General features: G+C 41.7%; 16 protein-coding genes and 1 pseudogene. 16 read left to right on the top strand and 1 reads right to left on the bottom strand.

Translation table 11 applies throughout. From position 1 onward, the window contains the following. Positions 1-125 precede the first annotated feature (125 nt). The 12 genes and pseudogenes from A8709_RS35105 to A8709_RS08795 form a co-directional block, all read left to right on the top strand. Positions 126-311, top strand: a pseudogene (locus tag A8709_RS35105) (sugar ABC transporter permease); the annotation flags it as partial. A gap of 131 nt (positions 312-442) precedes the next feature. After that, positions 443-1,375 (top strand): glycoside hydrolase family 43 protein, encoded by a 933-nt coding sequence (locus A8709_RS08745; protein WP_065851981.1) that lies wholly within the window; start codon positions 443-445, stop codon positions 1,373-1,375. A 15-nt stretch (positions 1,376-1,390) separates the two neighbouring features. Then, positions 1,391-3,751, top strand: coding sequence for a beta-galactosidase (locus A8709_RS08750; RefSeq protein ID WP_065851982.1), 2,361 nt, complete (start codon positions 1,391-1,393; stop codon positions 3,749-3,751). 104 nt (positions 3,752-3,855) lie between these two features. Then, positions 3,856-5,457 carry a response regulator gene (locus A8709_RS08755; RefSeq protein ID WP_065851983.1) on the top strand — a complete coding sequence of 534 codons (1,602 nt, stop codon included), beginning with the start codon at positions 3,856-3,858 and terminating at the stop codon, positions 5,455-5,457. Then, complete coding sequence (locus A8709_RS08760; protein WP_065851984.1) at positions 5,454-7,238, top strand: cache domain-containing sensor histidine kinase; 1,785 nt, start codon at positions 5,454-5,456, stop codon at positions 7,236-7,238. Before A8709_RS08755 ends, A8709_RS08760 begins: the two co-directional genes overlap by 4 nt. Positions 7,239-7,461: 223 nt before the next feature. Further along, a complete protein-coding gene (locus tag A8709_RS08765; RefSeq protein WP_084224859.1) occupies positions 7,462-8,328 on the top strand; it encodes an ABC transporter permease in 867 nt (288 codons plus the stop codon). A gap of 32 nt (positions 8,329-8,360) precedes the next feature. Continuing rightward, a complete protein-coding gene (locus A8709_RS08770; protein ID WP_065851985.1) occupies positions 8,361-9,245 on the top strand; it encodes a carbohydrate ABC transporter permease in 885 nt (294 codons plus the stop codon). A gap of 272 nt (positions 9,246-9,517) precedes the next feature. After that, a complete protein-coding gene (locus A8709_RS08775; protein WP_065851986.1) occupies positions 9,518-11,035 on the top strand; it encodes a family 43 glycosylhydrolase in 1,518 nt (505 codons plus the stop codon). 272 nt (positions 11,036-11,307) lie between these two features. Continuing rightward, positions 11,308-12,927 carry an ABC transporter substrate-binding protein gene (locus A8709_RS08780; protein WP_141692466.1) on the top strand — a complete coding sequence of 540 codons (1,620 nt, stop codon included), beginning with the start codon at positions 11,308-11,310 and terminating at the stop codon, positions 12,925-12,927. Positions 12,928-13,124: 197 nt separating this feature from the next. After that, entirely contained in the window at positions 13,125-13,571 is a 447-nt protein-coding gene (locus tag A8709_RS08785) for a MarR family winged helix-turn-helix transcriptional regulator (RefSeq protein ID WP_065851988.1), read from the top strand. A 117-nt stretch (positions 13,572-13,688) separates the two neighbouring features. Then, the gene (locus tag A8709_RS08790; RefSeq protein WP_065851989.1) at positions 13,689-14,183 is read left to right on the top strand and encodes a DinB family protein; all 495 of its coding nucleotides are present in this window, start codon (positions 13,689-13,691) and stop codon (positions 14,181-14,183) included. A gap of 51 nt (positions 14,184-14,234) precedes the next feature. Further along, a complete protein-coding gene (locus A8709_RS08795; protein WP_065851990.1) occupies positions 14,235-14,603 on the top strand; it encodes a nuclear transport factor 2-like protein in 369 nt (122 codons plus the stop codon). Between the two features lie 170 nt (positions 14,604-14,773). Here the strand turns inward: A8709_RS08795 and A8709_RS08800 are convergent, their stop codons facing one another. Next, entirely contained in the window at positions 14,774-16,582 is a 1,809-nt protein-coding gene (locus A8709_RS08800; RefSeq protein ID WP_065851991.1) for a family 43 glycosylhydrolase, read from the bottom strand. Positions 16,583-16,951: 369 nt separating this feature from the next. On the opposite strand from A8709_RS08800, the gene A8709_RS08805 reads away from it, so the two are divergent. From A8709_RS08805 to A8709_RS08820, 4 genes are all read left to right on the top strand, one after another. Continuing rightward, positions 16,952-18,751 (top strand): sensor histidine kinase, encoded by a 1,800-nt coding sequence (locus A8709_RS08805; protein WP_167357037.1) that lies wholly within the window; start codon positions 16,952-16,954, stop codon positions 18,749-18,751. 14 nt (positions 18,752-18,765) lie between these two features. Next, positions 18,766-20,259, top strand: coding sequence for a response regulator transcription factor (locus A8709_RS08810; protein ID WP_065851993.1), 1,494 nt, complete (start codon positions 18,766-18,768; stop codon positions 20,257-20,259). Next, a complete protein-coding gene (locus tag A8709_RS08815; RefSeq protein ID WP_065851994.1) occupies positions 20,234-21,532 on the top strand; it encodes an ABC transporter substrate-binding protein in 1,299 nt (432 codons plus the stop codon). Before A8709_RS08810 ends, A8709_RS08815 begins: the two co-directional genes overlap by 26 nt. Before the next feature lie 144 nt (positions 21,533-21,676). Then, positions 21,677-23,011, top strand: a complete 1,335-nt coding sequence (locus A8709_RS08820; RefSeq protein ID WP_065851995.1) for an ABC transporter substrate-binding protein — start codon at positions 21,677-21,679, stop codon at positions 23,009-23,011. The last annotated feature ends 48 nt before the right edge of the window (positions 23,012-23,059 follow it).

Genomic DNA, 23,059 nt, shown 5'->3' on the forward strand with positions numbered 1-23,059 from the left:
GTAAGAACTATGGGATAACCTTTTTGCCGTATAAGCGTAAATAAGTAATTAATTGTGCCTACCTATTTTGGAAAATGAGTATGCATTCAATAGTGTGAATCGCAATTACTATTAGAGAACACGTTAACTTGTATAGCCCAGTTGTTTATCAGTCCGGTGATATTCTGGATACCCTCTTATATAGAATTGGTCTGGTTGAAAATAATTACTCGGTTGCCGCTGCTGTTGGATTTATTAAGTCGGTTGTCTCTTTCGTATTAATTGGTACCGGATATTGGTTGGCATTTCGGTTTGCCAAATACCGCATTTTTTGCTTATGGGTTAAGTTACTTGGGGTGATGTATAAGCATAAGTTTTCAAAGGATTTCGTAACTTTAGCAACGATACAAGGTATATTATTCACTCTATAATGGATGAATAGTGATTTAGGAGGAAGACTCATATGTCAGACATTTGTTTGAAAGATCAACTGTATGAAGGCTATCTTTTTGTTTATTTCATAGGTGAGTCCGAAGAAGGAGAGCAAGTTTATTTCTCTTTAAGTCAAGATGGTTTGCACTGGAAGGACTTAAATAATGGTAAGCCGGTGCTAAAATCCAGCATTGGTGAAATGGGTGTACGTGACCCTTTTATCCTTCGATCTCCGTTGGACGGAAAGTTCAACATCATAGCAACAGATTTGCGCATTGCGAGCGACAAAGGTTGGGATGTCGCGCAATATAGCGGGAGCCGTTCGATCATCATTTGGGAATCGATAGATCTAGTTCACTGGTCGGAGGAGAGCAGCTTTGAGATCGACATCCCAGACGCAGGGTGTGTTTGGGCTCCTGAATCTATTTATGATGAGCAATCAGAGGAACATTTACTGTTCTGGGCTTCCATGACGAAAAGGGAGAGCACGGAGTCTAAACAAATCATTTACAGTTCCAGAACCAAGGATTTTAAGCACTTTTCGAAACCAGAGTGCTATATAGAACGGAAGAATCACGTCATTGATACTTCAATTATTAAGGAGGGCGATGTTTATTATCGCTTTTCTAAAGATGAAACGAAGAAGTGTATTATCCTTGAGCAAAGTCGTTCTTTGTCCAGCCAATCGTTCTACGATCTAGAATCTCCTGTTTTGGATAGCATGCTCGGGGTTGAAGGACCTATCGTATTCAAATTCAATGACCGCAACGAATGGTGTCTGATGGTTGATCAATTTGCTGCCAATAAGGGATATTTACCCTTGGTCACAGATGATTTATCAAGTGGTCATTTCCGTGTGTTGAATTCAGAGGAATATTTCCTTGGTGATACGAAAAAAAGGCACGGATCGATTTTGAATCTAACTAGAGCCGAATATGATACCTTACTGGGGACAATGGGATAGGAGGAGCTTTAGACAATGACTACATACACTATAGATGCACGCGATGATCGTAAGCGAATTTTTTCAGGACATATTCGACAAGGGGGCTCGAACCCGCAAGGGGAATTGCTTAGCTTTACAAATTATTATATGGAACGCGATGGCAAACCGTTTTTTGCGGTTTGTGGTGAGTTCCATTTTTCCCGATATGATGAGCGTTTGTGGGAAGATGAGATTGTTAAAATGAAAATGGGCGGCATTAATGTTATTGCGACCTACGTATTTTGGAATATGCATGAAGAAATTCAGGGCGTATTCGATTGGAGCGGTAATAAGAATGTACATCACTTCATAGAGCTGTGCGGTAAGCACGGGCTGTATGTTATCGTTAGAATTGGTCCATTTTGTCACGGAGAGGTACGAAATGGGGGTATGCCGGATTGGTTATTCGGCCGACCGTTCAATGTACGATCCAATGATGAAGGATATTTGGTATTCGTAAAAGCGCTTTATCAAGAGATTAGCGTTCAGTTGCAGGGCCTTCTCTACGCCCAAGGCGGACCCATCATTGGTACGCAAATTGAAAATGAGCATAATCATTCCGCAGCGCAATGGGCGCTCACGACGGGCATCAGTAATCTATGGCTAAGTCAAGGGAGTGATGGCAATGATCATATGATCAAGCTGAAGCAACTCGCCGTTGAAGCGGGGATTGTGACGCCTATCTATACCTGTACAGCTTGGGGCGGCGCTACGACGCCTACAGACGAGATGTTGCCATTATGGGGGGGCTATGCCTATTGGCCATGGATATATTATGAGCATGATCGCTTCGGTGATATCAAGGAGCATCCGCCTACACCTGAGTATGTGTTCCGAGATAAGCACAATAATGAGATACCGAAGAGCTATAATTTTGAACCGCTATACACGCCGGAAGATTACCCTTATATGTGTTGTGAGATGGGCGGGGGTATGACACCATTTTATAAATATCGGTTCCAATTCGACTATCCAAGCGTACCCGCAATGACAGGGATGAAAGTCGCTGAAGGTTGTAATATGATTGGCTACTATATGTATCACGGGGGTTCGAATCCGAAAGGGAAGCGGGATGTATACCTGAACGATTTAGCAACGCCGAAGATTTCGTATGATTTCAATGCAATGATTGGCGAGTTCGGTCAAGTTCGGGAGTCCTACCGAAGAACGAAGCTTCAGCATTATTTCTATACGCAATACGAGGAATGGCTGTGTCGGACGAAGACACTTCTTCCGATGGGTGCCTCCGAAATAGAACCAACTGACGTGAATACGCTTCGTTATGCAGTCCGAGCAGGTGAGGGTTCAGGATTGCTGTTCTTGAACAATTACCAGGATCATGTGGAGAACATAAATATGGTCGATTTTCAGGTAGCCATTGAACTGCAAAATGAGACCGTTCGGTTCCCGGCAGAAGGCAGCCTGCGGTTGAACAAAGACAGCTATTGCATGCTACCCTATCAATTCGATCTTAAAGGCATCAAGCTACATTATGCAACAGCACAGCTGATTACGCATCTCGAGGTAGATGGCGCGACCTACTACTTTTTCACCATTCCAGATGGTATGCGGGGTCAATTTGCTTTAAAGACTACCTCCATACAAGGTGAAATCAAGCTCGAACAAGGTACCGTACAAAATACGGATGACATAACCATTGTCACATTAGAAGAAGCGGATATGGCGATGTTCAGCATGCAAGCGGAAGTGTCAGCCGAGATCGTACATGTTGTTGCCATGTCAGATGCACTGAGCCTAGATTTCTGGAAAGCTGAGTTGCAGGGGCGTGAACGTGTATTCTTGACGCGTGCCAATTTACTCGTGATGGACGGTCAAATTAAGCTTGAATCGACAGATGAAACGGAGGTAACGCTCCGCGTATTCCCTGATTTAGATGCGTTTCACGTCATAAGCGGGGCAGAGCTTGTAGACCAAGGCACGCAAGAACTGTTCACAACATACAAGTTTCACATTCCACATAAAGAAATCACATTCGAATGCATCAAGGTGAACGCAGATAAAGTGGAGCTTCGATTCACACCAAATACCTTCGGACAGGTGAAGCAAGTGCTGTTAAGTATCGCTTATACAGGAGATATTGGCTATGCTTTCATTGATGGTGATCTCATTAATGACAACTTTAGCAATGGTTTACCATGGGAGATTGGCTTGAAGCAGCTAGAAGAGAGGCTAATTGACCAGGGGATGTATATCTATATTTCACCTATTCGAAAAGGATCATTTGTCAATAGTGCCACAACGATGGCAGGCTGGAGTGAACAGGCGATGGAACGTATCGCTGAAATACACTCGGTTCGTGCAGTGCCCGTATATGAAATTATATTCGGTGTTTGAAAGGGATTTTCTGTTATATAATAAGAAATAGTCATAAGAAGAACTAATGCAGCAGTCCGCACAAGCGGTCTGCTTTCTCTCTTTTATAACAAGGAGGACGCTACATGAGACTATTAATTATAGATGATGAGGAACGCACACGTGAGCTGCTTCGCAAACATATAGCTTGGGAAGAAATCGGTATCACGGAAGTGCAAACTGCACGCAATGGGCAGGATGCGCTGAACGTATTTGGGCAGTGGCGTGCAGATATTGTGCTATGTGATGTAAGAATGCCTAAGATGGATGGTATTGAATTTGCTAAAAGACTGCGTTGGACAGATGCGACGTGCAAAATCATTTTTCTAAGCGGTTATTCGGATAAAGAGTATTTGTTGTCTGCGATTCAATTAAAAGCAGCTAATTATATTGAGAAGCCTATTCATTTGGAAACTGTTCGATCTGCTGTCGAGAAGGCAGTCGTGCAGCGCCAAGAGGAAGAAGACCGAATCATGACCGAGAAGCGGCTCCATGCAGGCTACGAGCGCAGCTTACCATTCCTCAAGCAGGACATCGTCCGAAGATTGATCTCAGAAGGAACCTCAAGTGAAATCGCGATGTTGCTGAGTTCGCAGCATAGCTTGCCTTATCAGGCAGACGGCTGGTTTACGGTGATGGCGGTTTCCTTGTATTGGACTCCTGCGCAATTACCTGAAGATCCAGCATTTCTCCAAGAATCGTTATTGCATCAATTGAATGAGCTCCCGCTCATGATGTCGTTAGGTGCCTTATGTGGATTCGACGCCATTAATTGGTTAATCGTGGTTTTACCTGAATCGTATGGAAGCAGTTATCGCAATAGTCGTCAAGTATTGGATCAACTCTATTCGGAACTGAAACAAATGGTGAATAGTCAAATTAAGCTCTATGTCGGTGTCGGTGAGCCAGTGAAAGGGCTTCAGCACATTCATCGAGCTTATCGAACAGCCTATGAGGCCGGTAATTTGAATTTTTATAATGATAGCCAGAACATGATTTTTGTAGATGCCTTAGGACAGCATCAAGCATTTGAGAGTGATAGGGAACAGTTGAAGGGGTATCGGGAACTCCTAAGAAGAGGCGAGGTCGATGAAGCCTACACGGTCATTGAGGATTGGGCTTCACGTGCGCTTCTATGCAAAGATTTAGATATCATTCGAGTGAAAGATGTGTTCTTCCAATTATTGCTCGTTACGCTGGAAGTAGCCGCAATTGAAGGCATAGCGGAGCAAGCAGAGGATGAAGAGCGACGATATATATGGAAGGAAATTGATCGGATTCCGACGCTTCTTAGTTTAAAGAGGTATGTGGCATCGTTTCTGGAGTCATTCCGTAAGGTAGCTTCGCATGAAAATGGCCATGCCACAGGAAAAATGCGGGAAGTGATTCGCTATATTCACACGCATTTTCATGAAAAAGGCTTTACGATTGGCGCTATTGCGGAACACGTTACTTTAAGTGAGACCTATCTGTGCTTTTATTTTAAAAAGCAAAAAGGTCAAACGGTGAAAGAGTATATTTCTGAAGTTAGAGTGGAAAAGGCGAAGGAATTGCTGCGAGAGCAGGATCTGAAATTGTATGATATTGCAACTCGTCTTGGTTTAGCGGATGCTAACTATTTCACAACTTTCTTTAAGAAGTACACGGGCATAACCCCATCTGAATACCGGGAGAAGCATACCAAATGAGACAAATCAGCTTTCGCCGATTCTCGAATCTAAGTATTCGGAACAAGCTCTTCGCCACCTACTTATTAGTTGTTTCCGTACCGTTCATTCTCCTCTTCTTCATCCATTTGAACATTACGACGAAGGAGAGCGAGGACCAGACCTTATTTACGGCCAAGAAGGTATTAGAGGAAACCAGATCCTACTTGGAATATAAAGCGGCATCGATTGCAGAAGTCTTGAATTTCATTGCTTTGAACGATCAAGTGCAATCACTGGTTATTGCAGATCCTGAGCAGTACGAGGATGTGAATGTGTGGGGCTTCGATGCGAGTAAGCTGTCCAAGATCTTATATCAATCTCGCTATAATGAGGATATCAGCGCTATCCGTTTGTATATGAAAGAAGGATTAGCTGAGGCTACGGAAAATACGGATTACTTGCGACTTGGTAAGCTAGAGACCACGGAATGGTACAAGAAATTCAGTGCATCTAACGAGTCTTTTGCTTGGCTGCCTGCTTCAGAATTCCCATCCTCAAGCAGCTCCAACATGCTGTCAATTGTGAGGAAAATCCCCAATTCACACAATGTACGGCAATTTAATGGTATTGTAAGAGCGGATATTTCTCAAAAGGCCATGTACACGGTGTTAGACCATGCTTCGTTTACACCAGCGGCAGAAGCGGTTCTTTTTAATGATCGCGGGGATATATTAAGTGTCTCGAGTAATTTCCATGATAATCAATCTGTGCTGAATGTCATTAGTCAGAATGGTCTATCTTCCAATAAGAGCAATTATTGGAACGAAGATTTCATTATCGGTGGTAAAAGAATGCTGCTAGGTATCCAGGAAATCGCTTCTACGGATCTCCATGTGGCATTAGTCGTTCCTTATTCGGATATTCTAAACTCGAGTAACAAAGCAAGGAATCGATTGATCTCAATTTTCCTGATGATTATACCATTTATGTTACCGCTTTCTTTCTTTGTTGCGGGATCCGCAACGAAACGAATTCGTAATCTCATTTTACATACGCGTAAATTGAAGAATGGGGATTTTGAGGTTGCTCCTCTACCGGTTAATGCCGACGAAATTGGGGAACTCACGCATAATTTCAACAAAATGGTTCTCAACATTTCCGAATTAATGGATGAAACCTATTCGCTCGGAAGAGAGGTCAAGAACAAAGAGCTGAAGGCGCTTCAGGCTCAGATCAATCCTCATTTTTTATATAATACGCTTGATTTAATTAATATTATGGCCATTGAATCAGGTGCGAAGGAAATTTCGACCGTGGTGGATGAGCTTGCGGTTTTCTATAAACTCAGCCTATCCAATGGGAAAGAGATGGTCACCTTACATAACGAAATTAAACATGTGGAGGCTTATGTTCATATTCAGAATATGCGTTTCGGGAATGGGATTGGGTTCCATGTGGATATTCCTTCAGAACTTTATGAGATCCAAGTACCTAAGATCATCCTGCAGCCGCTGATTGAGAATGCGATACTTCATGGCATATTGGAGAAGGATTCAGAAGAAGGAAGCATCACGGTGCGAGCTGAAGTCGTGGATGAGGATGTCTATATCACCGTTGAAGATGACGGGATTGGATTGACCGAAATGCAGATCAAGAAGGTGATGGAAGGTCACAGTTCGAAGCGAACAGGCGGATTCGGTGTGCGCAATATTATGGAACGAATCCAGTTAACCTATGGGAATAGGTATGGCATTCGGTATGAAAGTGTACCTGGCAGCGGTACGAAAGCAATCCTGCATATCCCGAATCAACCGATTTAGAGGGAATGGAAGTAACACAATTTATCAAAGAGTTTCGTAACTTTACCCTGTATATGGCTTTCGCTAAATTCCTTAGAATAAGGAGAAGAGACAAGAAGGGGTGAAGACATTGCGTGCAAAAGCACCTACTGTAAGGCAAGTTCAGACAGAAGTAACGAGCAGAAAGAAAGTAACGGCCGGGCCGTTCTTGCAAGAGTTGAAGAAACATTGGGTTCTCTACACGATGTTCCTTCCTGTGGCGATTTATTTTATTATTTTTGCCTACTTACCGATGTCAGGAATTGTTATGGCATTTAAGGATTTCAATTACCGGCAAGGTATTTTTATGAGCCCGTGGAACGGATTGGCCAATTTTCATTATTTTTTCGTATCGGGTAAAGCATGGCTCGTCACAAGGAATACGATTATTTATAACACGATTTTTCTCAGTGCATATACGTTGTTTTCTATTCTTGCAGCTGTCTTCCTATCGGAGATTTATTCGAAATGGTTTAAACGTATCTCTCAAACGTTTATGTTCCTGCCGTATTTTATATCCTGGGTAACGGTGTCTGCCTTTGTTTATAACTTTCTGAACTATGAATATGGCATAGTGAATGTGATCTTGCGTCATTTGGGTTTTGAAGCACTCAATATTTACTCGAATCCTTCCTATTGGTATTTCCTTCTTCCATTCCTCTATGTATGGAAATGGGTCGGGTACGGTTGTGTTTTGTATTTAGCAGCTATTGTTGGGATCGATCAGGAAATCTATGAAGCAGCAACCATCGATGGGGCTTCGCGCGTCCAGCGCATTACTCGCATTACGCTTCCATTGCTGAAGCCAACGATGATCATTCTCTTGCTGCTCGGGCTTGGTCGCATTATGCGCGGCGAGTTTGATATGTTCTACCAATTAATTGGAAACAATGGTGCGCTTATGGATGCGACTGATATTATAGATACACTCGTGTTTCGATCGCTTGTTGGCACACAAGATTTCGGGATGGCATCTTCTGTGGGCTTATATCAATCTGTCCTAACCCTCGTCATTATTTTGCTTGCGAATTGGGCGGTTCGACGTTATGACAAAGAGCAAGCTTTGTTCTAAACTAAAATAATGAAGGAGGAGACGAACAAGCTATGCAACCCAATAAACTGAACGCCGCTCCTATGTTTCAGGCGCTATCTTTTCTAGCGATCACCGTGATCGCACTCGTGTGTGTAGTCCCATTTATTGTAATGATTTCGGGGTCCATTTCATCGGAAAGCGCGATCCTGAAGTCAGGTTATTCCCTTTTTCCGAGAGATATCTCTTTTGATGCCTATGCCTTTATATTCCGTTATCCGGGTGACATCCTTTCAGCCTATCGTGTGTCTATAACGGTGACGGTAATTGGGACGGTAGTGTCGTTGTTCTTATCGTCGATGGCAGCGTACGTGCTGTTTCGTAAAGAAGTGAAGTACCGCAACGCACTTTCATTCTTCCTCTTCTTTACAACGTTGTTTAATGGCGGACTTGCTCCTTATTACATTATGATTACGAAATATATGCATCTCAAAAATACAATGCTGGTACTCATCTTAGTGCCGCTCTTTAATGTTCTCTATATTTTAATCTTGCGAAGCTTTATTCGCAGTTCAATCCCTGAGGCTTTAATTGAGTCAGCCAAAATTGATGGCGCCGGTGATTTTCGAATTTTTATCGGTATGGTGCTGCCCCTGTGTAAACCAGCTTTGGCTTCGATCGGTCTGTTCACGGCACTTGGCTATTGGAACGACTGGTGGACAGCACTCATGTTCATTGATCAGGATCATTTAGTACCTTTGCAATTCCTGCTATACAAAATGTTATCCTCGATTAATCTCTCAGCTGCGATGTCAACGCACGTGGCGAATCTGGACCAGCCGAAAGAAACGTTCAAGTTAGCGCTGACTGTTATCGCTACAGGTCCTATTGTCATCTTGTTCCCGTTTGTCCAGAAATATTTCGTGAGCGGCGTGACGATTGGTGCTGTTAAGGGGTAAAGGATGGTTCCATGGTTTAAAAGGAAGATGGACAGAGCGAAGAAAACTGCCGCTTTGTCCTTTTTTTAAAGTAGATGAACATGTATGTTTCACGATATACAAAATGGCTAAGATCATGACTTTTCGAAGGAAATCGTAGGTTTACAGGCTAAGCATTGTAATGAAAGCGCTATATAATCGGGTTGTCATACATGCTCTAATTTTTCTGGGAAGGAGTGTATCATGCGTATCGCCATTAACCTGGAATAGTAGAAAACGAAAGGATGTTGTCCATGACAAATCGGATTAGAACTTTCACTGTGTTTCAATGCTTTCTATTGTTGCTAACAATTGCCTTCTCCTTCGGTATAACGAGCGCAAGTGCTTCAAGCCAAAAGCTAACGAATGATGTATTCTGGAAGGATACCTCGAACAATCCGATTTACTCCCAAGGAGGTGGCGTGCTGAAGGTCGGTAGTACCTATTACTGGTATGGGGTGAAGTATAATGGTGCGGTTACGTATTACAACAACCCTACCTCTAAGAATAGCGATACAAGCTTCGCTGCAGTGACCTGTTACTCTTCCACGGATCTTGTTAACTGGACATTCCAAGGCAATGTGATCACGGGGACAACGGACGGAACGACATGGGATGCAGACTGGTTAGGAAGACTAGGTGTTGTGTACAATAGCACCACGCATAAATACGTGCTGATCACGCAATATAGCGGGCCTGCTGGTAGTGGAATTGCATTTGCGACAAGCAGTACGCCAACAGGGACCTTTACCTTCGACCATGTACAGACCACAATTACGAATGTCGTCAATAATATGTCAGGAGATCAATCGATCTTCATCGATGATAATGGGACACCCTACTTGGTGTTTAGCAACACGAATGGACGCTCTCACCTCTATGTGTCTCCACTGCGTACCTCGGATTATTTGAACGTGGAGCCAGCTACGAACGTCTATAATAGCTCAGCAGGGGGCCGTGAAGGTAACGCGATGTTTAAATATAATGGCGTTTACTACCTAGCCTCCTCCGATTTGCATGGGTGGAACGCGTCACATTCGTATTATATTACCGCAACGAACATACTGGGACCTTATTCTACGGAGTCTATCATGGGCAATACGGATGCGGACTTCTCACATGTTACGCAGACTGGGTTGTTCGTTAATGTACAGGGTACATCGGGTACGACCATTTTGTTCGGCGGTGATCGTTGGAGTGATTTCGCTGGCAACGGTATCGGGTACAATCAATGGATGCCGATTTCTTTTAGTGGCACGACACCGACGCTCAATTCCTTGAGTGAGTTCAATCTGGATGCTGCAGCGGGGACTTGGACAGTAGGAAGTGGAAACAACTACGCGATGAATCCAAGCTATGAGGCGGATCGAGTTGCTCAGAATGATTTGGCAGGCTGGACAACGTGGAAGAATGTGACTACAGATCCGAATAGCAACGTAGCCGGTGGGCATTCGGGCAGATGGGCGGCTCAACAGAGTGGAACGGCAGCTTACAGTGCGAGCCGTTATCAGAATCTAACGGTGCCTAACGGCACCTACACTTTGAAAGCTTGGGTACAAAGCAGCGGCGGGCAGACGACAGCCCAAATATATGTGAAGAACTATGGCGGCACCGAGAAGGATTATACCATCAACACGGCTATTGGCAGCTGGACACAGATCTCGATTCCCAATATCGTAGTAACGAATGGCACTGCTCAGATTGGTATCTATTCCGTTGCGAACGCGAATAATTGGGTGAAGGTAGACGATTGGACGATGATTAAAAACTAGCGGAAGTAGTGTGAGATGAGCTTGTTTCTATGAACAGGTTCATCTCGTACTTAAAATCTTGACAAAACGCATTTTCTAAGATACTTGGTATACAAACTAAACTTTTCAAAGTAAAACGTAACTTTATCCGATATGACATTGCATGGAAACGATTTACAATAGGTAATATAATCGACACGACGTTGGATATAGGTTCCCTCGGGCCCTGGGGATGTATATATACAGATTTAAATAAGGTAATAGAAATTAACACATTTATGGGAGGGTTTGATTTGAAAATACGTACAAAGAGAATGCTGCCGATATTGAGTTCCATGCTATTAGCTTCAGTGATGTTGACAGCCTGTAGTACCAGCGATAATAAGGTGAGCAGTTCAAGCACACCTGCCGCAAGCGAGAGTGTCAAGACGACAGCAACACCCGTTGCAAATGATAAGCCAGACAATTCCAAAGAAGTGAAATTAGTAGGCTATTTACTAGGCCAAGAACCGAAAGGCATGCCTGAAGTTATGGATGCGCTTAACAAAAAATTGAAAGCTGATATTAACGCGACACTCAAAATTAACTATATTGGTTGGGGTGACGTTGCTTCCAAATATCCGTTAATTCTGGCTTCGGGTGAAGATGTTGATTTCGTATTCGCAGCGGATTGGAACTATTATGTATCCGAAGCAACGAAAGGTGCGTTCCTCCCGATCACATCTGCCATGATGAGCAAGTATATGCCGAAACACAACGGTAAACTTCCGCCAGAAGCGATGGCGGCCGCAATTGTTAATGGGAAATCGTATATGATTCCTACATCAACACCGGATCGCAAAGTGAACGTGGCGGTTGTCCGTAAAGATATTTTAGCCAAAGCTGGTATGTCTAAAGTGACGAAATTTTCGGAATTGGAGCCCTACTTCGCAGAAATCAAGAAAGATTATCCAGACATGATTCCGCTGAACTTGGATTCTACGTACGATTTGCCAACTCCTTTTGGCTATCTTCTCGGAGAGAAAATCGCCTACCCAGGTGCTCCGATCGATTCAGGTGACCCGAGTGCGGTTGGTGTAACGACAGATAACGAAGATGCATCGGGCAAAATCGTCAGCATGCTGGATGAACCGTTCCTTAGCGCTGAGAAATATGCAACAGGCATTATGAAGAAATGGTACGATGCTGGCTATGTGAATAAAAACCCATATGCGAATAAGGTTCGCTCAAAGGATAATTTCTGTGAAGGTCAATCCGGTGTGGCATTCGGAAACTCCGTTGACATTCAAGCTACACTTAGCGCTTGCGCAGCGAAAGGCATCGATGTTCAGTTGATCCCAGCATTGTCCCCAACAGGTCACGCTGCTGCAAATAGCTGGCTCAACAACGGAATTGCGATTTCTGCAAATTCCAAGAATCCAGAGCGGGCGATGCAAGCATTGGATCTGATTATGGAAGATCAAGCCTATGTGAACCTTGTCTACTTCGGTATCGAAGGCAAGAACTATGCATTTACAGCTGATGGAAAGCTAACACTTCCGAAAGGCACAACAGCAGACAACAACACATATCCGCCAGATGCAGCTGGTTTCTGGTTCGTGAATAAGGACTTCTTCAAACCATGGGATACATGGACAGAATCTTATATCGATTTGAATAGTAAAGTAAAAAGCTATCTTATGGCACCGAAATATCTTGGTTTTAGCTTCAATTCAGAAAATGTCAAAACACAAATTGCTAATATGAAAGATGTTTCATCCCAGTATGCAAAACCACTATTTATCGGGGTTGTGAAGGACGTCGATGCCGGATATGCAACACTTATTTCGAAAGTGAAAGCAGCTGGTATTGATAAAGTTCAGGCGGAAGTTGAGACGCAAGCAGCTGCGTTTTTGGCGGCTAAGGGGAAATAATTGTTGGTTTTAGGTAAGAATAAGCCGGAGATTTGTCTCGGGCTTATTTTTATTCCATTACTTGCTGTGTTGAAATACTAAGTGCATCCTAAAGAGGACACTCTAAGTGAAAATGAAAAGCTGTTCATGATGTTTTCGGATATCAATAGTTGCAAATATCAATTAATGTGGATTATAATATGTTCAGGTGATGTCAAATGTCTATTATTTCTCCATATATAAACACGCGGGAAACTTTTCAACGTCTAGTGAGGCTGTTCGGGCTATTGCAGAAAGATGGCGCCCAAGACTGCGGTATCTCGCTCATACAAAGTCATATTCTATACGAGCTAGGTAAGCGTCCGAACTTATCGCTTAACGATCTTGCACAACTGCTTGTTATGGACACAAGCTCGCTCAGTAGGCAAGTGCAACAGCTGGTAGAGCTTGATCTCGTCATAAGATTGCCCGATATGAATGATCGACGTTACGTAGTATTGTCGTTGACCTCGAATGGTGAACAGAAACGACTGCATATCGCGGAGTCAATGGAACTTTTCTTGAGCAACGTATTTGAGAACATTCCGAAAGAGAAACATGAACAAGTTTTCGACTCACTAGACCTCCTGAATACTGCTTTGAGCAAGACCCCGTTTACGAAATAGCCTTTTCATAGTGAAAAGGCTGCGTTTTTCTCTAATAGTTGCAAAAGTCAATTATGTCATTTATCAATATTTGCGAATAGTCGTAAATAATTAAATGGATTAGAAGGAGAGATATCATTGGAATCGAATCAAGCTTTTGTCGAAGTACTTGTTAAATCCTTAGTTGGAGAACGTGGACATATCCCTATTGCTCGAGCTCTAAAGGATATCTCTGTAGAGTTGGCGGGAAAACGTATAGAGGGAGTACCCTACTCCATCTATCAGCTCTTGAGTCATATGAGCTACTGGCAGAACTTTTTGTTGGCTTACCTGGAAGGCCGCAAGCCGCAAATGCCCTCAAGCGTTGCCGAGAGCTGGCCCGAAAGAGCTACACCGGAAAATGTTGACGAATGGCTAATGATGATCGAGCAATTCTTGCAAGGAATCGACAGATCTATTGAATATGCTCGTAGCGTGCAGCTAGATGATACCTTGGAGCATTTCCCAACAGAAACGAATGCTGGTATTTTGCGCAATATCGCTTCTCATAATTCATATCACCTTGGAGAAATTGTCGTGCTACGCCGATTGTTTGGCTCCTGGCCGCCTCCTGGTGGTGGCTATCCAGCCTGAAAAGCAGCATGGCATGAAACCGATACTAAGAATTAAATTAGGAGGATAACAATGGACAATCTAAATCAATATTTTGATTTATTCGATCAATCACGTACGGATGCAAACGCAATGGAGCGTTTGTTACAATTATTTACACCTGATGCTGAAATCGTTTTGAATGGTGCGACAAGATTTGGGTTTGACGATTTTATCAAAGCGTTCTATACGAATAATGCGGACGTCAAGCATATTTGGGAGAGCTGGGAACCTCGTCAAGATGGAAGTTATGTGTCAAATTGGGCTGTTTGTGGAAAAACGGTTGCAGGCAAGGTATATGCTTTGACGGGCATTGATATTGCGAAACTTGATGATGATGGGAAGATCAAATACCTCGAAAACGTTCCAAACGATAAGAATGCGTTGAAAAATTATGCATGATTAGAGTGGATTCATGTCAAAATATGAATCTGGTCATTCCCGATATTCCCCGCTTCAACCAGAAAATCAATTCGCCAGATAAAAGTCATGCATAGGAATAAAGAAAGAACAGGTCAAATGCAAGCAAGCATTCGATCTGTTCTTTCTTAGTTTTTGGTGATCGCTAGTTACTAGTAAATCTCTATTTCCGCTAACTGCATTCGATACGCATTATTGTCATTTGGATTTGATCTTAAATTTGTACCTGTTATTTTTACGTATCGAGCAGATTGTGAAGTAAAGCTAAAACTCTGCACACTATTGCCAGGTAAGGCATAAGCAGATCTTGTCACAACCGTTGTCCAATTTACATTGTCCGAAGAGACTTTGATTGTGAAGTCAATTGGGAATCCATATCCTAATTGGGTAGCACTGTCATTTCGAGGGTACAAGTCTACTTTGCTAATAGATTGAACAGCCCCAGTGTCAATAGCAATGGATTCAGTATGATTTGTAGTTAAACTACTGTTACTTGACCAACCTTTTGAACCGTAGACTGCGTTTTTTTGACCGTCATTGACTCTGTGCGTAAACCAGTCCGAACCTTCATAGGAGCTGCTAGCTGTAACAGGCTTAAGCACAGCCAAGTTACCTGAGTTCATACCAGAGGTTTCGATTTCAGCGAATTGCATGCGATAAGCATTTTGGTCATTCGGATTGGTTCTCAAATTAGTACCATTGATTTTAACATATCTAGCTGTAGTTGCTGAGAAATTATAGACCTGTGCTCCACTAGGTAGAGGAGTTGCTGTTTTTGTCGTGACAGTTGTCCAATTCGTACCATCTGTAGATAATTGAATGGTAAAGTCAATTGGGAATCCATAACCTTTATTTGCCCCATCAGTTCGAGGAAATAACTTCACTTGACTGAAGCTCTTGTTCGTACCCATGTCCAATTGTACCCACTCGGTGTGATTGGTCGTCAAACTGTTGCTGCTGCTCCAACCCATCGCACCGCTGACTGAGCTTTCTTGCCCATCATTGACAGTTGATTTGAGCCAACCGAAATTCTCGATGCTACTACTTACTGTTACAGTTCCACCAGTAATAGGTGTATAGATTGGTGCGCTGACATTAATCCAATCTGCCGCACCGGTTCTCGCAGAATTTCCAAAGAATAACGTTCGGACATTGAGTGTCTCACTACCAGCATTATTAGCATCATAGTAATGATAAGCTAACCGTTTGACTGAACCATCATCAAAAATATCAGCACCACCACCTGCAACTTCTGGACCAGCTCCTGTTAGTATGGTAGTCCCGCCACCGCTATTCAAATCAACACCATTTTCATCGAGGTAAGGTCCTGTAATGCTTGTGGAACGGCCAACAACTGTATAATATGTACTATTTACTCCTGAGCAACAATTCCCTCTAGAACCGAGTAAATAATAATAGCCATTGTTACTGGTAATCGTTGAATTTTCAAGACCATTTCCAATATGCCATAAATTATTGTCTGTTGTAGAGAGCTTGCCAGTTGCAGCATCGAGAACATGCATATTGATGCCATTACCAGTCCATGACCCCCAAGTAATATAAGGAATATTGTTAGGGCCCCATACGACATTAGGATCAATCGGGTAGTTAACATTGGTTACTTCCCCTTGATCTGTCCAAGGTCCTTCGATATTCGTTGCTGTTGCTAAACCCATCGTTGCTGTATTGGTTCCCCAAATCGAAGCTCCGTAGTAAAGATAATATTGACCATTAAAGTAATTGATATCAGGAGCCCAGATGTTAGGTGGTGTGCTTCCTAGTCGGGTCGTAATCCAAGCAGGAACTGAATTCCAAATCGTGCCAACATATGTCCATCCAGTCGTGATTGTTGTATCACATGTTTTTCGAATGGTAATGGATCCATTACCTGGACCGCCTTCAAATCCAGTAGAAAAGCCGTAATAGCAGCTGCCTACTTTAATAAGACTTGGATCGTGCATTCGAATTTCTCCCGAGAGAGCATGGGCAGGTGGGGTAGCATAACTTAATAGCCCAATACAAATAGCGATAATACTTAGAACCTGCAGGAGAATTGTGCGTTTACCCATGTGAACTGGTCTTTTGAAAAAATGCTGAAATCGATAATTACTCATAATTCAACTCCCATTCATTGTGGTTTGTTTGATGACCAATCCTTTGCAAAGTTGGCCACTGTTTTTAGTATATACGTGAAGGGATGACTTGTAAGCGCATTCGTTTTACAGTTTAGGTAGATATATTTTCTGATTGGGCTTGTATTTGTATGCCAGCTTGACTAAAATGAGTTTGCATAAGGGTCAATGAAAACTGTTAAGATGGCAGGGGTTCCTATGAATATATGGAAATCATGGAAATTACAAACCAAACTTGTATTTAGTTTTTCTTTTTTATTTGCTTGTTCGATCATTTTGAGTGGAATCTTTTACTATTACAGTAGTGTTGGTGAACTTAAGAAACAAAATTTACAGTTATTAGATACAAACAGCACCCAAATATCACGTTCGTTGGAGCTGTATATCGAGGATATGGAGAAGGTATCGCTTTCAGTATTTAACGATTCGCTTGTTCAGCGAATATTAAGTGAAAATGGGACAAATAGTGATGTAGAACAAGCTAATCTGAATCAACAAGTTACTTCCCATTTGTTAAACCTATCTATCTCGTGGCCTTCCGTACAAGGGATCTATTTGTACCCTAAAGAGAATCCAGAGATGACCTATTTCTGGTCAAAACGAAGCCCATACGTAGGCTATAATATTACTCAGGAGCCTTGGTTTCCAAATGTACAGAAGAATTTGAGCTCATCCTTTTTTCTATGGCCAACGGTAACTGAAAACACAATTACTAATTTTCTTGGGGAAAAAGTATTCTCTTTAATTAGGCCAATTAACCAAATTCCAACCGGTAAAAGAATTGGTTATATGAAGATGGATATGGAAGCAAACGTTATGAAGGAGCTCGTTTCCTACAAGGAATACGGAGGGAAGCAAGATTCAAGTTTATTCATTGTTACTGATGAAGGAAATGTCGTTTATGATAATCAGAATGTGTGGACGGGAAAAGTAATTGCCGATCTTCATGTAAACGAGATCATTAAGAATCGTTCAATTGGAATCCTTGAATGGCAAGGAAATTCTTATCTATATGGGGCATTTCGATCAGAGGAAACGAAGTGGACCACCTTAATATTAAAGCCAATGAATTCAATTACTCAGAAATTAAAAGTAATACGTAATACAGTTATGGGAATTGAGACTGGTATTTTAATTTTAGTTATTTTGATAGCGTGGTTTATTGCTACTGGAATTACACGCCCATTAAGAAAAATGGTTGTAACGATGCGCCATGTTGAAAGAGGAGATTTCTCCATACGTACGACGCAATCAGACAGTAGGAACGAGATTGGACAATTGGGTAAAGTCTTTAATCAGATGTTGGATAGCATGGAAGAAATGATCTCTCAGGTCTATGTAGCAGAGCTCCGTGAAAAAGATGCTCGTTTAATTGCTCTGCAAGCTCAAATTAACCCACATTTTTTATTTAACACACTCAATATTCTGAAGATTCTTGGAAGAAGAGGAGCAACAACTGATGTTGTTGAAGTTGCGGAGTCATTAGCTCATTTATTTCGGTACTCTCTCTATGATTGGGACCGAACGGTGATATTGGGAGAAGAGTTAAATCTAATACAGAGTTATATCAAAATTCAAACCTATCGATTCAGAGATAGGTTTGTTTATGAACAACATGTTCCTGAGGACCTTCTCGATGCACGTATTCTTCGATTAATGATTCAGCCACTAGTTGAAAACGCTGTCGTGCATGGCCTTGAACAATTGGATTCTGGGGGAATTATTTCTATTACTGTTCAAACCAATGGAGACAATCTGGAAATATTCGTGTCTGACAATGGTGTTGGCATGGATCGGCAAATACAAGATCGGTTGAATTTGAATTTATCAGAAGTTAATTTGCATCTAGAGCATGAGTCTGAACACATGGGGATTGCCTTAATAAATATTCAAAAACGGCTTCAACTCATCTATGGTCAGTCATATGGTTTATCTTTTAAGGAGAAACCAGACGGAGGAACAACAGTAGTGCTCGTTTTACCACTTCGTTTTGAATAGAAAGGAAGAAACGGATGATTATTTTTCTGATTGAAGATGAAATCCTCGCATTAGAAGAGCTTGAACACCTCTTAGTGCCATACTCGGAACATCATACAATCCGATGTTTTGCAAGTGGAGAAAAAGCCGTTTTACATACTCAGAAAGAAGTTCCAGACATCGTAATTTCGGATATTCGAATGCCAAGGTTAAGTGGACTAGAGACCTTGCAAAAACTCTTGGTAGTCAACCCTCAGCTGCAGGCCATTATGCTAAGTGGTTACACCGATTTCGAATATGCTCGAACAGCACTGAAACTTGGGGCTAAGGAATATTTATTAAAGCCGGTGAGTACAAAAGAATTATACAATCTTCTTGATCGACTAATTGAAACGGTAAAATTGGAAGAGCAGAAAAACCAGATGGCGATGGATTGGTCTTTTAACCGAATGATCCGAGGCATAAATAAGAAAGATAATAAGAATAATTTGGATAAATTGGATGGGGATTGGATCATGGTTGCTACTCTACTTGAAAATTGGAATAGTGACAGTACTTGGTCAGGGATAGGACTTTATGAGAGTGAAGTTATGGATTGGGTTCAATTGCGATTCCAACAGCAGTCTAAATGCTTTGATGTAGATGGTCATCTCCGAATTTTCCTACTGCCTATGTTGGCTATAGAGAAGGAAAGTATCACGCGGCAGAAAATACAGCAAATTCATGAGTATTTATTAGCTTCCAATAAGGTGATTCACACTGTTTACCACTTGAAAAAAGGAAATGAATCATTAGAGAGTGTGTATCATTCCAATATTCATCTTCTTGAAAAGCAGGTTAAAATCGGGATTCCTACCTTCATGACAGAGGAGCAAGCTTCCAATTTAACTTTAGTTTGGGATAGCGCTAGGTTAATTGAAAAACATATACTGGAATCCGAGTATGCCAAACTGAACATTGAGTTGCGCCGAATGCTTGATAATCTAAAAAGGACTGGGGTGCCAATGAAGCAATCTTCTATATTTCTTACTGATTTTGTTTATGCCATTAAATTTAATCTTTCTAAGAACAAATCAGACTTAGATCCTGTAAGTATGGAATCTGTGTATGATTTACTAAAAACGTGCGAAGATTATTCCAAACTTCATGATTGGTTACTAGCTAAATTGTCAGGAATGATGAAGGAAGTAGCGTCTGATTTGAATCAACCCAAGCAGGTGATTCCTTCTCTATTGGATTATGTGCAACAGCATTATAGTGATACGATTTATTTACAGGATTTTGCTGCTAAACATCATATGAGTGTGAGTCATTTATCCAAGATGTTTAAAGCGGAAACAGGTTCTAATTTCTCTGATTATATTTTGCAAGTAAGGATGATGAAGGCTCAAGAACTTTTAGATGGTGGGTACAAAAAGATATCAGAAATTAGTAAATTAGTGGGTTACGAGGATCCAAAATTTTTTAGTCAAATTTTTAAGCGGTGGTCGGGGGTAACGCCTAATGAATATAAAAAGAAAGATAATTAATTGTTGCTTGTTAATCGTCTTACTTCTTTCGGGCTGTGAACAAAGACCAAGTGTTTCAGAGACCCAATTGAATCCTGACGAAAAACCGATTGTTTTAACAATGTACCACTGGATGGGGACTGAAGCTGGAACTGCAGTCACGCGTATTAATGAACTCTTTCATAAAGAATATCCAAATATCAGTATTCAGTATGAGAATGCCCCTGTGGATCAATATCAAGGTGTGATAAAAACCCGATTTGTATCTGGGGATGCCCCCGATCTGATAGGTGTCTTTCCAGGCACGTGGAAAGATCCCTTTGTTAAATCAGGTTATTTAATGGACTTAACGGATAGTACATGGTCAGCGAAATTGGAAGATAAAGCCAGATCAACGATGATGACTGGTGGTAAATTGTATGCAATGCCTGTCGATCAAAATGCTATAGGCGTTATCTATAATAAAAAAGTGTTCAAGGATTTAAAGTTGACGATCCCGAAATCTTGGGATGAATTTCTAGAGATGTGTGAAGCGATAAAGGTTTCCGGTTTGACGCCGCTTGCATTAGGTACCAAAGACATGTGGGTAACACAAATTATTCCTTTAGCGATGGCGCCTTCTGCTATCTATCATGATCAACCTGATTTTGATAGAAGTATGTATCAGGGCAAAAGTTCTTTCTCTCGGTCGGCTTGGTCGAAAATGCTTAAAGATTATGGAGAACTTAATAAACGTGGTTTTTTTAACAAAGGCACATTGGGAGTTACCTATGATCAGATGATACATTTATTCGCAACGGAAAAAACGGCAATGATGATCATGGGCACCTGGGCATTAAAACCCATTCAGCTTGAGAATCCGGATCTTGAGGTCGGTATGTTTCCGCTTCCTTACACAGACAAAGGTAAAGATGCTTGGGTCTCCTCAGGCGTGAGCATTGGTATTGGTGCTTCAAGTACAACAAAGTATCCGGATGCTGTGAAGAAATATTTGGAATTTTGGGCTAAGCCTGAGATTAATGCTATGTTTCTAAAAGAAGCGAATGCCTTCACCACGTTTAAAGATGTGGATGTAGAATTAAATCCAGCTCAGAAAGAAATCGCCTCCTATCTAAGTAATGGAACTTATAGTTTCTTGGATCAAAAATGGCCCCCAGGTGTACAAGATACCCTGTTTCAAGGTATCCAAAATTTACTTATTAACAGTGAAAATTCACCAATTCAAGAGATTTTAAAGAACTTAGACGAAGTATTTAATAAGAATAAGTCCTCTATAGAGGTTATCCCAGAGTAAGAGTGATGGGGTAACCTTTTTTTTGCCTAACACCCCTAAATAAATAATATGAGCCTACCTGTTTTGGAAAATGTGTGTGCATTCAACAGTGTGAATCTCAATTACTATTAGAGATGTAAGAGATATAAACAAGGAGGTCATTATATGACAACAGCAAAAAAGATTGGGATTACAACTTTCGCTACGGTTGCCTCATTATCCATGGTGTTAGCTGGATGTGGGAACAATTCAACTTCCACGTCATCAACAACACCTAAAGCAACTGAGACGGCGACAAGCACTACGAAAGCTGTAAGCGATGCAAAACCGGTAACGCTGAAGATGCTTCATTTCTTGGAAGCAGAGGCGGGGCCAACGCTTAAGGATATCAATAAACGGTTTCATGAGAAATATCCAAATATTACAATTGAATATGAAAACGCTCCCGTTGATCAGTATCAAACACTTATCAGAACCCGTTTAGCATCAGGCGACGCTCCGGATATCATTGGGGTATTTCCTGGGACTTGGAAGGATCCATTTGTTAAAGCAGGTTATCTAATGGATCTCTCAGACAGACCTTGGGTATCCAGGTTGCAAGATGGTGCGAAGAATATGGAAAGTAAAGATGGCAAAGTGTATGGACTTCCTTTGGATCAGAATGCGATTGGGGTTATTTACAATAAAAAAATCTTCAAGGATCTAGGACTTTCGATTCCAAAGAATTGGGATGAGTTCTTGCAAGTAAGTGACAAAATTAAAGCAGCCAATATTATACCACTTGCACTAGGAAACAAAGATCTTTGGGTCACGCAATTAATACCATATGCAATGGCGCCATCTGCAATCTATCGTGATAATCCTAATTTCGACAAAGATATGTATGACGGTAAGTCCACTTTTGCAAATTCACCATGGAAGAAAATGATGGATGATTATGCCATGCTGGATCAGAAGGGGTATTTCAACAAAGGCTCATTGGGTACCAATTATGATCAAATGGTTCAGCTCATGGCGACTGGCAAAGCAGCGATGGAGGTTATGGGGAATTGGGGATTGCCTCCAATCTTGGCAGCAAATCCGCAGGCGGATCTAGGGATGTTCCCATTGCCTTATGCTGAAGCTGGTAAAAAGGTATATGTATCCTCAGCGATTGCACTTGGATTAGGAGGATCAGCCGCAACGAAGCATCCAGATGAGGTCAAGATGTATCTTGATTTCTGGGCTGAAGCGGGTAACAATGCTCAGCTTCTAACGCAAGCTAAATCATTCCCTGTATTTAAAGATGTAAATCCGGATCTGGATGCTACATTGAAAGAATTAGTTCCTTATCTGAATGTTGGCACCTATAACTTCCTTGATCAGAATTGGCCGCAAGGTGTGCAAGATACCATGTTCAAAGATATTCAGAACGTAATGGTTGATGGGGGTAAAACGTTCACCATTGATAGCATGTTAAAGGATATGGATAAAGTATTTACCGATAAAAAAGGACAATAATAAAATTAAAATGGAGGTCAGGGGAGGGAGTTCATTCCCCTGGCCTTC

Source organism: Paenibacillus pectinilyticus (assembly GCF_001700435.1).
Classification (GTDB): domain Bacteria; phylum Bacillota; class Bacilli; order Paenibacillales; family NBRC-103111; genus Paenibacillus_E; species Paenibacillus_E pectinilyticus.

What these genes read in the sequence shown, in the direction of transcription:
- A8709_RS08745 (WP_065851981.1), top strand. Translation starts at nt 443, where the DNA reads ATGTCAGACATTTGTTTGAAAGATCAACTGTATGAAGGCTATCTTTTT.
- A8709_RS08750 (WP_065851982.1), top strand. Translation starts at nt 1,391, where the DNA reads ATGACTACATACACTATAGATGCACGCGATGATCGTAAGCGAATTTTT.
- A8709_RS08755 (WP_065851983.1), top strand. Translation starts at nt 3,856, where the DNA reads ATGAGACTATTAATTATAGATGATGAGGAACGCACACGTGAGCTGCTT.
- A8709_RS08760 (WP_065851984.1), top strand. Translation starts at nt 5,454, where the DNA reads ATGAGACAAATCAGCTTTCGCCGATTCTCGAATCTAAGTATTCGGAAC.
- A8709_RS08765 (WP_084224859.1), top strand. Translation starts at nt 7,462, where the DNA reads ATGTTCCTTCCTGTGGCGATTTATTTTATTATTTTTGCCTACTTACCG.
- A8709_RS08770 (WP_065851985.1), top strand. Translation starts at nt 8,361, where the DNA reads ATGCAACCCAATAAACTGAACGCCGCTCCTATGTTTCAGGCGCTATCT.
- A8709_RS08775 (WP_065851986.1), top strand. Translation starts at nt 9,518, where the DNA reads ATGACAAATCGGATTAGAACTTTCACTGTGTTTCAATGCTTTCTATTG.
- A8709_RS08785 (WP_065851988.1), top strand. Translation starts at nt 13,125, where the DNA reads ATGTCTATTATTTCTCCATATATAAACACGCGGGAAACTTTTCAACGT.
- A8709_RS08795 (WP_065851990.1), top strand. Translation starts at nt 14,235, where the DNA reads ATGGACAATCTAAATCAATATTTTGATTTATTCGATCAATCACGTACG.
- A8709_RS08800 (WP_065851991.1), bottom strand. Translation starts at nt 16,582, where the DNA reads ATGCACGATCCAAGTCTTATTAAAGTAGGCAGCTGCTATTACGGCTTT.
- A8709_RS08805 (WP_167357037.1), top strand. Translation starts at nt 16,952, where the DNA reads ATGAATATATGGAAATCATGGAAATTACAAACCAAACTTGTATTTAGT.
- A8709_RS08810 (WP_065851993.1), top strand. Translation starts at nt 18,766, where the DNA reads ATGATTATTTTTCTGATTGAAGATGAAATCCTCGCATTAGAAGAGCTT.
- A8709_RS08815 (WP_065851994.1), top strand. Translation starts at nt 20,234, where the DNA reads ATGAATATAAAAAGAAAGATAATTAATTGTTGCTTGTTAATCGTCTTA.
- A8709_RS08820 (WP_065851995.1), top strand. Translation starts at nt 21,677, where the DNA reads ATGACAACAGCAAAAAAGATTGGGATTACAACTTTCGCTACGGTTGCC.